Origin of the sequence: Borrelia sp. A-FGy1 (assembly GCF_014084025.1) — a bacterium.
GTDB lineage: Bacteria > Spirochaetota > Spirochaetia > Borreliales > Borreliaceae > Borrelia.
Genome location: NZ_CP043682.1, coordinates 158,447 through 169,799, shown reverse-complemented (window position 1 = coordinate 169,799; position 11,353 = coordinate 158,447). Strand labels below are relative to the sequence as shown.

The 11,353-nt window shown below is 26.4% G+C and carries 10 protein-coding genes; 6 read left to right on the top strand and 4 right to left on the bottom strand.

The features are described from left to right. Positions 1-10: 10 nt before the first annotated feature. Positions 11-232, bottom strand: coding sequence for a translation initiation factor IF-1 (gene infA, locus F0310_RS00790; protein ID WP_120103977.1), 222 nt, complete (start codon positions 230-232; stop codon positions 11-13). 169 nt (positions 233-401) lie between these two features. Between infA and F0310_RS00785 the strand changes: the two genes are divergently transcribed. After that, on the top strand, positions 402-779 hold the full coding sequence (locus tag F0310_RS00785; RefSeq protein WP_182117076.1) for a TraR/DksA family transcriptional regulator: 378 nt from the start codon (positions 402-404) through the stop codon (positions 777-779). Positions 780-793: 14 nt separating this feature from the next. On the opposite strand, the gene F0310_RS00780 is transcribed toward F0310_RS00785, so the two are convergent. After that, positions 794-1,951: an OmpA family protein gene (locus F0310_RS00780; RefSeq protein WP_182117075.1), complete on the bottom strand. Its 1,158-nt coding sequence runs from the start codon at positions 1,949-1,951 to the stop codon at positions 794-796. A 164-nt stretch (positions 1,952-2,115) separates the two neighbouring features. Between F0310_RS00780 and malQ the strand changes: the two genes are divergently transcribed. The 4 genes from malQ to F0310_RS00760 all read left to right on the top strand — a co-directional run bounded on the left by malQ (position 2,116) and on the right by F0310_RS00760 (position 8,367). Continuing rightward, positions 2,116-3,606: a 4-alpha-glucanotransferase gene (gene malQ / locus F0310_RS00775; RefSeq protein ID WP_182117074.1), complete on the top strand. Its 1,491-nt coding sequence runs from the start codon at positions 2,116-2,118 to the stop codon at positions 3,604-3,606. Between the two features lie 71 nt (positions 3,607-3,677). Next, the gene (locus tag F0310_RS00770) at positions 3,678-5,516 is read left to right on the top strand and encodes a putative glycoside hydrolase (RefSeq protein ID WP_476577984.1); all 1,839 of its coding nucleotides are present in this window, start codon (positions 3,678-3,680) and stop codon (positions 5,514-5,516) included. A gap of 22 nt (positions 5,517-5,538) precedes the next feature. Beyond that, a complete protein-coding gene (locus F0310_RS00765; RefSeq protein WP_182117072.1) occupies positions 5,539-6,531 on the top strand; it encodes a calcium/sodium antiporter in 993 nt (330 codons plus the stop codon). Positions 6,532-6,597: 66 nt separating this feature from the next. After that, positions 6,598-8,367, top strand: a complete 1,770-nt coding sequence (locus F0310_RS00760; RefSeq protein ID WP_182117071.1) for a hypothetical protein — start codon at positions 6,598-6,600, stop codon at positions 8,365-8,367. On the opposite strand, the gene F0310_RS00755 is transcribed toward F0310_RS00760, so the two are convergent. Next, positions 8,359-8,526, bottom strand: coding sequence for a hypothetical protein (locus F0310_RS00755; RefSeq protein WP_182117070.1), 168 nt, complete (start codon positions 8,524-8,526; stop codon positions 8,359-8,361). The genes F0310_RS00760 and F0310_RS00755 overlap by 9 nt on opposite strands. A gap of 77 nt (positions 8,527-8,603) precedes the next feature. Between F0310_RS00755 and F0310_RS00750 the strand changes: the two genes are divergently transcribed. Then, a complete protein-coding gene (locus F0310_RS00750; RefSeq protein WP_182117069.1) occupies positions 8,604-10,202 on the top strand; it encodes a hypothetical protein in 1,599 nt (532 codons plus the stop codon). On the opposite strand, the gene alr is transcribed toward F0310_RS00750, so the two are convergent. Beyond that, complete coding sequence (gene alr, locus F0310_RS00745) at positions 10,194-11,294, bottom strand: alanine racemase (RefSeq protein ID WP_182117068.1); 1,101 nt, start codon at positions 11,292-11,294, stop codon at positions 10,194-10,196. The genes F0310_RS00750 and alr overlap by 9 nt on opposite strands. Positions 11,295-11,353 lie beyond the last annotated feature (59 nt).

Below are 11,353 nucleotides of genomic sequence, written 5' to 3'. Positions count from 1 at the left end.
AGTAAATGATTTATTTCTCTCTATATATTATTCTGCCCTTTGTAAGGTCATAAGGTGATAAGGCGACCTTTACCTTGTCACCAGGAACTATTTTTATAAAATGTTTTCTCATCTTTCCAGACAAATGAGCTAGAACTAAATGTCCATTTTTAAGTTCTACTCTAAACATTGTATTAGGAAGAGATTCTTTAACAATCCCTTCAGTTTCAATAGCTTCTTCTTTAGTATCCAAAATGTCTCCTTGTTGCTTATAGAACCACAATAAATTGTACACAATTAATAATATCATTGCAATTATTTTTTTGATAAAAATTAATGAGCTAGTTTACATTGTATGGGATTGTTTATATAATTACACGAAGTTTTTTAAAAAGTGTAATTTATTATAGGGAGGTAGGATCATGCAGAAAAATAACTTTGAGCATGAGTTTGTTTTAAAGATGAAAAATCTTCTTTTGGAAGCAAAAAGAGAAATATTGAATTCTATAAAATCTGTTGAAGATAGCAAGAGAGAAATTATTAGCAATGATCTTCATTTGAAGGACGTACTTGATATTGCGTTTGATAACATGGATGGAAATAATCTTGAAGCTCTAAGCTCTGTTGAGAAAAAAAATCTTCATTTAATAAATCAGGCACTTTATCGTATTTCTCAGAGTACTTATGGAAGATGCTTAGCTTGTGATAAGGATATTGCAAAAGAGAGACTTGAAGCTATCCCTTATGCATTTTTGTGTATAGGTTGTCAGACTAGGAAAGAGAAAAAGAATAGAAGATAAAATTTGCATTTAATTTAATTATTTAGAATGGTAATTTCTACTCTTCGATTTTTTGATGCTAACGGAGATGAGCTTTCATACTTAGGTTTTTTAGCACCCCATCCTTTGAAAAATATTTGATTTTTGTTTTTTACTTTCATTTTTAATAAATAGTTTCCAATTGAATGAGCTCGTTTTTCTGATAATTCTTGCATTTCTTTTTCTGTTCCAAATTTTGCTGTATGTCCTTCTATTAGGATATTGTTATCTTTGAATTTTTCTAATAGCTTAGCTATATGATTTAGTTTTTTATATTCTTTTTTCATTATTTGGAAAGAGTCGGGGTGAAATTCAATATCTAAGCTTAGGTTAACTCCTTTTTCATTTTTCTTTATATCAATAGAGTCTATTTGTTTTTCTTTAACATATTCTTTTACTTCATTCTCTATTGATTTATCATTTTGCAATTCAATGGAGATTGTTTCTCCAGATGAGTTACCAATCATTTTGATATTATTTTTATCATTTTTCATTTCAAACAAGTATGTATCATTGTATTTATATGTATTTCCTGCTTTTGAATCAAAGTAAATTATTTGTTTAACTTTTTGAGAGAATGAAATGTTTTTTATATTATATCTAGATTCATAATTTGAGTGAATTATATCGTAATTTTTCCCTTTTATTTTTTCTTTACCCTTATACACATAATTTACATTAAACTTTACAATAAAATCTTTTATTTCGCTTGAGATTGTAGATGCTTGAATGTATTCTTCTGCTGGATATGTCCAATTTTCATTTATTCTTAAAGATCTTTTTGGGAATCTTGGGATTCCTCTAACAGAGGGTCTTTTTTGATTATTGCTTATTTTATATTCACCTTGTTTATTTATGCTAAAGTTTCCTTCAAATTCTTCCTTAAGAAGAAAGACATCACTCTCATTATCTCTCTTGAGTACCCTAAAATAAGATCTAATATCTGCAAAGTTATCTTTTATGTCTTTTACTTCGCTTGAAACTTGGATATTGGTTTTAGTTTTTGCATGAAGTTTTCCGTTTAGATAAATTTCTTGATTGTCCGTGCTTTCTATTCTAAATTTGGTTCCTTTAACATATTTGAATTCTAGTATTTCAAATGCAAAGGTTATATGCTTTATTAAAAATAATAGGGTAATAATTTTAAAATTCATTTAAGAAATTATACCACAATTGAGAAAATATTTTATTGTTAAAATATTTCATTAAATCTTTTTAATAAAGCTTTAATGTTATTATATTTTGTTTATAATAATTATATATAGACATTAGTTTTATTGGTTTAATTAAATTAAATTATTTTTGAGGTTATAAAATTATGAGAAAAAGTGGAATTTTACTAAGTATTAGTTCTTTGCCATCTAAGTATGGAATTGGGGATTTAGGAAAAGGGGCATATAGATTTGTAGATTTTCTGGCCGCTTCATATCAAGCTTATTGGCAAATATTGCCTTATTTCCCTACAGATTTTGTAGGTTCGTCGCCTTATTCAAGTTGTTCCGCCTTTGCAGGCAATATTAATTATATTGATTTAGAGGCTATTAGTAGATTTATTGATATAGATTTAGCTACTCTTGAATGCTTGGAAAATAGATGTATTGATTATAATAAGGTTATAAGTGTTAAAAACACTGTTTTAAAAGAAGCTGCTTTAAACTTTTTGCATAGAGCAAGTGAAGATGAGATAAAAAAGTTTGAAAAATTTAGAAAGTCTGCTTCTTATTGGCTTTTAGATTTTTCAAGCTTTGTTGTTTTTAAAAATTATTATTCTAGATCAGAATCTTTAGAGGCTTTTAATGTTTTATTTAGTAGAGAAATTCTTAAAAGAGATAATAGGGCTTTAGCTAAGCTTAGGGAAGTGCTTGATGTTGATATTAAAGTACAACAAGTATTACAATATTTCTTTTTTTCACAGTTTAAAGATTTAAAGAGGTATGCTAATTCTGCTGGGGTTAGCATAATAGGAGATATTCCTATTTTTGTTTCTTATGATTCTGCTGATGTTTGGGCACATCAGAAGTATTTTAAGTTAAAGTTTGATGCAAGTAAAGATAAGGTAACAGGTGCTCCACCTGATTATTTGTATAGGGAAGGACAGCTTTGGGGTAATACAGCTTACAACTGGAAGGCTTTAAAAAAAGATAGCTATGAGTGGTGGATTAATCGTATTGATTTTTTACAGAAATATGTAGATATTGTCAAAATTGATCATTTTAGAGGATTTGTATCGACTTGGGAAGTAGATGCGAGAGAGACTAACGCTATTAAGGGACATTGGGTTAGGTGTCCTGGAAAGGATTTTTTGAAACATCTTTTAAGTAAAATTAATAATTTGAGAATTTGGGTAGAGGATCTAGGATCGGGATTTGAAGATACATTTAAATTGAGAGATTATTTTAATTTTCCAGGAATGAAAGTAATGCAATTTGCATTTGATTTTGATGCTAAAAATCCATATCTTCCTCATAATTACATAAGGAATTGTATTGTATATACAGGCATTTATGATAATAACACTACTCGTGAATTTATTAGTTCTCTTGATGATAAACATAAGAGATATATTTTTGATTATTTTAATACCGATGAAGATTCTGTTGTTTGGGATATGATAAGAGGTGCTATGGCTAGTGTATCAGATAGTGTAATAATCCCAATGCAGGATTATCTTGACTTGGAGGGTGAATTTAGGATGAATATACCTGGTACAGTTTTTAATAGTTGGACTTTTAAGATGCTTAATAGTGATTTGACAGATAATTTAAGCAAAAAGATAAGTGATATTACAAAACTTTATGGGAGAATTTAGTAACAAATTTAATTATTTGTTAAAATAGTATTTATTTTAAGCGATTCTTGTTTTAAGAAAGGTTGTATGTTATTTGTATGAAGTTTAATATACATAGGATATTTTTTTACCTAATTTATTTTTTATTGTTCTTTCATTTATATTCGTTAGAAGAGACTGAGTATTTTAAGAATAATGATTTATTTTTTGTACATGAAGGTGCATTGTACAAGAAACACAATAATACAGTATTTAAGGTTGATCCAAAAGGGCTTGAGACTAGATGGATATATCCTTTTACAAAGCCTGTTCCTAAAAGAATAACCTCGGTTTATGAGGACTTTTATTCATCAAATGCTCTTTTAACAACAAGTGATTCTGTTTATTTTTCTCATAATTATTTTAAGAGCTTTATAAAATTATTTGGAAGAGATAAGTTTAATAAAAATTCTTATATTACATCAAGTGCATTATCTCAAGGAGAAAATAAGCATATTGCTATTGGAACTTCTAATAGCGGAATTTATTTGAGTGTGAATGGTAATTTGAATTTTAAAAGCTTGAATTATTTAATTCCTAAAACCTATTTAGGCGCTGGTTATTATGATATTATAAGTGCAATAGAATTTTCTAGAAATAATCAAGGTGAATTGTATTGCTCCTATGGAATTTATGGAGATATCATCTTAATTAATGTTGCTTTAGGGATTGTTAAAAAAATAGAGTTTCCTTTTAAGAAGCAGATAGTTCGAATTATTGATTTATCTCATTCAAAAAAAGAAAAATTGTTAGTTAGAACTTATGATAACTATTTTTATTCTTATTCTGATGGTAAATGGACTTTTGATAGTCAATTTTCTATTTATATGGGCGATTCTTTTGCAAAATCAAATAGGATGACCCTTGCTTCTAATAAAGGCGCTATTTATTTAACGGCCTATACTCTCAAAGATAAATCTGCTGTTGATGCTAGATTTGAATTTATAAGAAATTTAGGTATGAATGCTGTTATAATTGATTTTAAAGATGATACTGGCATGCTGACTTATTCAAGTGAACTAGTCATGCCAAATAAGATAAAGGCAGTTAAAAATTTAATAGATGTACCCTATATCTTAAAGAAGGCGAGAGACTTTGGCATATATGTTATTGCTAGAATTGTTGTATTTAAAGATAAAAAACTTTATTCTTACAATAATTTTGAGTATGCTCTTTGGGATAAGGCAAATAATCAACCTTGGGCAAATATAATAAGGATTGATGATGGTGATTCTTATAAATATATTCAAAAGGAGCATTGGGTAGATTTATTCTTAAAAGATACATGGGAGTATAATATATCTATTGCAAAAGAAATTCAGTCTCTTGGAATTAATGAAATTCAGTTTGATTATATTAGATTTCCAACAGATGGGCCTATTTCTCTTATATCTTCAAGATTTAGTAAGTATAATATGAGAGCAATTGATGCTATTGAATCTTTTTTAATTATGGCTAGGGAAAATATTTCTATTCCTATTTCTATTGACATTTATGGAAATAATGGATGGTTTATTACAAATAGTATTGGACAAAATATTTCTATGATTTCAGATTATGTTGATGTTATTTCTCCAATGTTTTATCCTTCTCACTATACTAATGATTTCTTAAATGATGAATTGTATTACACTACTCGTGCCTATAAGATTTATAAGGAAGGTAGCAATAGGGCTGCTGTGTTTTCTTTTAATAAAGCTGTAATTAGGCCTTATGTTCAAGCTTTTTTGCTTGGACAAGAACGATATGTGAGTAAAGAAATATATTTAGGATATTTTTCTAATCAGTTAAGAGGGATTAAGGAATCCTTAGGCAATGGATTTAGCCTTTGGAATGCATCTAACGTTTATTATATGGTTAAGAATAATTTAAGTGAATTTTTGCCTAATTGATATAATTTAAAAGGAGATTGTTTTGGAATACGTTCATTTTTTTTATGTAGTATTTAGTATATTTTTATTGTATTTTGGTGGAGAATATCTTTTAAGAAGTTCTGTAAGTATTGCCACTTATTTTAAAATTCCTCATCTTTTAATTGGCGTTACTATAGTATCATTCTCAACGAGTGCACCAGAGCTTTTTACAAGTTTAGTAGCATCTTTTAAAGGTAAGAATGAAATTATTGTTTCTAATGTTATTGGAAGTAATATTATTAATATGTTACTTGCACTTCCTTTGACGGGAATCTTTTTGAGTATTGAAACAGAATTTAAAAGACTTAAGCTTTCTTTTATAATTTTATTTTTTTTAATGTTTCTCCTTTTAGTGCTTTCTTTTGATATAAATTATTTAGAATTTTTTAGAATGCCTTATTATAAGATAAGTTCATTAATAATTTTAATTTTCTTTTTATTTTATCTAATTTTATTTTATAGAGAAGAAAAGAAATACAATCTTGTTTCAAAAGAGATAAAAGAAGCTAATTGTGATTATGGTATCAAATTTTTATTTTTAAATGCGTTTGCATTATTTTTAGGTATTTATTTTTTGTATTTGGGTTCAAAATTATTAGTGGATAGCTCAGTCTATATTGCGCACAATGTTTTTAATGTTAGTGAGAAAGTTATTGGGATTATTCTTGTAGCTTTTGGAACTAGTATACCAGAAATTGCAGTTTCTTTATTTTCTGTGGTTAAAAAAGAAACAGAAATTGCTATTGGAAATATTATTGGGAGTAATATATTTAATATTGGATTGATTTTATCTAGTAGTAGTTTGGTAAGACCAGTATTGATGAATGATATTTATTTTTTTGACTTTATTATAATGTTTTCTGTATCTTTAATTTTGTTGTTAATAGTTAAATTTAAAGGAGTTTTTAGTAGGGGTCCTTCTATTCTTTTTTTGCTTTTATATGCTTTATATAATATATTTTTGTTTGTAGGTGACTGTACTTACTGTACTTAGTTATTTTATTAATGTTATGTTTGTATGCTATTATTTTTTTTCGTATGAGGAGATTGAAAGTATAAAATGAAAAAATTGCCAGAAATTTTCTATCTCAATGATAAAGATTTGGATATTTTAATATCTCAGATAGGAATATCTTCAGATATGCAGAAGATGATTTTAAGAATTATTATTGAGCATAAACAAAATGTTATAGATTATGCTGGATTTATAGAGGATTATTCTGTTAAGATTCGTAGCCTTAAAGGAGAGCTTGATTTTTTATTTCGTAAGCTTTATGAAGTTAGGAGAGGAATTATTATTAATAGAGTAACATCGGACGGGGAATTTTTACCTTATCGGATTATTATAACAGACGAAGGGAGCTATGATTTTTATTATTATGCTATTGAGGATTTATTTTTAAAACATTATTTGGGAATAGAACTTTTTAGTAATTTACTTACAGTTAAGAATATAGATACGAGTTTGTTAGTTTTCCAGGAAAAATTTGTTATTATTTCTAATTCAGATATTAATTTAAGATACTTTCAAGAAAATGCTTCATTAAACAAGATTTTTGTTTTAAATTCTTTAATAATTCCATCAGGAAAAGCTTTATACTTTATTGAATTTATGAAGAAAATTTTATTTAGCATTGCTTCTAATAGTATGGTTAAAGATATTTTTGTTAAGACTAAAAATTTGAAACTTAGTGAGTATGATCGAATTTTGGAAGATAGTGTAAGTGGGTCTGGGGTTGTTTATAATCTTCTTTTGGGAATCTTAGAAAGTAAAGATGAAATTTTAAATAAGAAGGGAGTTAATATTTCTAAAAATTACTTTACTTTCTTAGAAATATTAAATATTTATATCTTTAATGAAAAAAATTTAGAAGAGCTTAAGACTGTAGAGAGTATTAAAATAGACGAAACTTTAAAATCAATTGAAAAAACAATGGAGTTTAAGCCTGGGTTTATTAACATAGAAGAATTTAGAAAGATTCTTAAGGAGCATTCTGAAGAGTTGTCTGATCCTGAGTATTTTTTAAAAGTTTCCAATGAATATTTTTTTGAGTCCAAGATTAAGGATATTTTACCTAAAGTATTTAGCATTAAACCTGGTATTTATTTATATAAGTCAAGAGTTTATTCTATGTTTTTAAAAGAATTCGATCGAATTTTAATTGATGTTAAAGATGAATTAAGGAATGAATTGTTTAAGATTCTTAAAAATGGAAAAAATTCTTCTTCTATTTTTACTGAAGAAGGACTTGATAAGACTTTAAGAGAGTTTATTTCTAATTATGATATTAATGATTATTGTTTAAAAAATAAAGTTTCATTTCTTGATTTTATTGTTTCTCATTATAGGAGAGTTTCTAAAACACAAAATATACAGGCGCATCTTAAAGAGATAATAAAAGCAGAGGCAGCTAAATACTTTAAGAATAGTAATGAATTTTTACCACTTTATAGGATTTATAAAATTGATTTGTTTAGTATTTTAAATTCTGCATATAAGGATTTAGGTTTGTTAAAAAAGATTTTTCTTTTCTTAACAGGGAAGCATCAAAGCTATAAAGAAGCTTTGTCTAGACTAGATATTAAATCGGGATCGGTGGTTAAGAGTAGAGGTACAGGTCTTTTTGATCCAAATGAAAGAATGCAAAGGCAATTGAGTAAGAGACGGAAACAAAGAGAAGACAAAAAAGAACAGGTTAGGAATTCTTACTTGAAAAAAGATAAAGGGAACTTAACTCCTAAAGAAACAAATAAAGACTATAGTAAAACAGAGCAAGATGAAGCTTGGTCAAAATTTGAGGATAGACTTAATAAAAATAACTTAAAATAAATCTTTAGGCTTTCTTGCTATATTCTTTGAAGTTTGACATTCAGCATAGTGTCTTATCTTCCCATTTTCAAATTTAGACTTCATTATGATTTTTCCGCCCCATCTACTTAATAATTCTTTAGTTCCACTTCTTTGAGCATTCTTGGAAAGCTTTGCCATCTTAAACTCCTAATCATAACATTAATTTATTGTATAATAAATCTATCAGAATAAGGTTAATTTATCAAGGAATAATTATGTTTTTTATAATATTTTTTATGACTTATAATCTTTTTTCAAAAGAAGTTTACTATAGATTTGTTGATTATGATATTGATTATAAAATAAAAGGGAAATATAAGATAAGTAAAGAAGAAGCAGAAGAAGAATGTGGATATAAGTTTATTTATAATGATGAAGATAGGCTTATATTTGTAGATTATATTGGTAAGCTCAATATTTTAATACCTTCTTTTTTTTGTGTAAATCAGGTTAAAATAGAATATTTTAAGAATATAGAAAGGCGTTTATTTTTAAATAGAGGCTATGCTGCTCGGAATTCAAAGGATGTTTATATTGAGCAAATAGAATATCTTCCAGGAGGCAGAATTAAGAATATTTTTAATTATAATAAATCTAATGAAATTATAAGTGATAAATATGGAGTTTCCTATTATTATTTTGTTTATCATGATAATAATAGTTTTGATGTTTATAGGTTTAGTGAGTCTGGGTTTCAAATTAAAGATTTAAATGATGTTCATTATACTAGGATTTTTTATGATGAAGCTATTCATACAAAAACAGTTTTATATTATGATGATAATAACTTTAATATAAAAGCTAAAAATGGAATATATGGATTTAGATTAACTTATGATAGCGAATATAATATTGTAAAAGAAGAATACTTAGACCAGGAATCTTATTTGTATGCGAATCCTTTTTCTGTTGCAATAAAGACATATCGTTATGATGTTGAGGGTAAGATTATTGAAATTTTAAATTATGATCTTAAACATAATCTGACTCCTGATGAGAATAATGTAGCAATATATAGATATGAATATAATTTAAAGGAAAAGGATTATTTTCATAAAGAATATAATTATAATCCTAATAATAACTTGACTGTTAGTCAAAATGGTTATGCTATGAAAAAAACAATTTTTTATATACAAAATAATGAAAAAAGGGTAATAAATTATAGCAATAAAATAAATAAAAATTATAATAGTGATGTTCCTGCTAATTATGAAGAAAAATATGAAATAATTGATAATTTTAGGGGTGTTGCAGTCTATAGTTATAAGTATGATAGTAACTTTTGTTTAATTGAAAACCTTTTTTTTGATAAAAATTTTAATTTGGTAAGTGATATAAATGGTGTTATGATTTATAAATATTCTTATAATGAAAATGGGCTTCTTATAACCCAAGAACATTATGGAGATTTTGATAATCCTATAGAAAATATTCATGGTGTTTTTAAATATAAATTTGCTTATGATATAAATGGAAACATGACCTTTAAGAGTAATTACTCTAAGAATGGAGTTTTGGTTGCAGATCTTAGTTCTGTTTTTGAATATGCTTATGAGTATGATAAGCAAAATAGGCTTATTAGTCAGAAGAATTTTGGAAATTTGGGTCAATTACAAGATGATATTTATGGAGTTAGTATGTATAAATATGAGTACAATAAATTTGGAAAGATTGCTAAGAAAACAAATCATGGTCCAGACTTAAGGTTAAGAGATGATATTGGGGGCATTTCTATTTTTAAATGGATTTATGATAGTAAGGGGAATTTGATTAATTTTCAAAAATTTGATTCTTTGGGTAATTCAATATAAATATTTTTTGTTTTCATGTTTTCCAATTGAACAGATTATTTCATAATTGCTCATGCCAGATGCTTTGCTAAGTTCATCTAAAGTTAATTTTTCAGAAACTATTTCTACTTTTTCTCCTATATTGATTTTTAAATCTTTAGGTATTTCAATTATTGTTATATTCATGCATACTTTTCCTCTAATGGGACATTTTCTATCTTTTATTAGAAAATAAAAATTGTTAGATGTATTTTGCGGAATACCATCGAAATATCCAACAGGTACAAGTCCAATTTGTATGTTTTCTTTTGCGATAAATAGACCAGAATACGATACTGTTTCTCCTTTACTTATCTTTTTGAGAAAGATAACTTTTGAATATAAACTTAATACAGGCTTTAAATGTAAATTATTTTTTGATCTCTTTGGATTTGAGTGGTATCCGTATAGAATAAGTCCGGGTCTTACCATGTTAAATTTTTCACATATTGTGTAATTTTCTGTGTGTTCTGAGTTGGATACATGAATAAATTTGGGGGTTATGTTGTTTTGATTAAGTTTGTTTATTAAACATATAAACTTTTCTGTTTGTTCTTTGGTGATTTTTATGTTTTCTGTTGTAGGTAGATGAGTACAAACTCCTTCTAATTCTATGGATTTTGAATCCTGAATTTTCTTAGCTAAGGCTAAAGCATTTTCTATATTAATGCCATATCTATTCATTCCAACATCAACTTTTAAATGGACCTTGATTTTTTTACCTTGCCTTAAGCATTCTTTTTCTATTAATGATAGGTATTGAGAATCAGCAATAAAGGGTGTAATGTTGAACTTGACCAGATTTTTTACTTCGCTTTCATCTGTATTGATATAGAGTAATATTTTTGCGTTTTTGTCAATTTTTTTAAGTTTTAATGCATCATCTATCCAAAAAAGCCCAAAGTAATTTATTCCCTTTTCTTTTAAAAAGTTAAATATTTCAATAAGCCCATGTCCATAAGCATCAGCTTTAAGAGTTGCTATTATTTCTCTACTTTTAATATGTCTCTTGATTGACATTAAATTATACTCTAAATTTTTTAAGTTTATTATTATTTCTTTATTTCTATTCATTTTTAATATTATATATTAATATTTATCTTAAAATAAAATTTTCATTTATGCTTTAATTT

Excerpts from the sequence above, each read along its gene's own strand:
- F0310_RS00755 (WP_182117070.1), bottom strand. The coding sequence starts at position 8,526 with ATGGCAAAGCTTTCCAAGAATGCTCAAAGAAGTGGAACTAAAGAATTA.
- F0310_RS00785 (WP_182117076.1), top strand. The coding sequence starts at position 402 with ATGCAGAAAAATAACTTTGAGCATGAGTTTGTTTTAAAGATGAAAAAT.
- F0310_RS00750 (WP_182117069.1), top strand. The coding sequence starts at position 8,604 with ATGTTTTTTATAATATTTTTTATGACTTATAATCTTTTTTCAAAAGAA.
- malQ (WP_182117074.1), top strand. The coding sequence starts at position 2,116 with ATGAGAAAAAGTGGAATTTTACTAAGTATTAGTTCTTTGCCATCTAAG.
- F0310_RS00760 (WP_182117071.1), top strand. The coding sequence starts at position 6,598 with ATGAAAAAATTGCCAGAAATTTTCTATCTCAATGATAAAGATTTGGAT.
- F0310_RS00780 (WP_182117075.1), bottom strand. The coding sequence starts at position 1,951 with ATGAATTTTAAAATTATTACCCTATTATTTTTAATAAAGCATATAACC.
- alr (WP_182117068.1), bottom strand. The coding sequence starts at position 11,294 with ATGAATAGAAATAAAGAAATAATAATAAACTTAAAAAATTTAGAGTAT.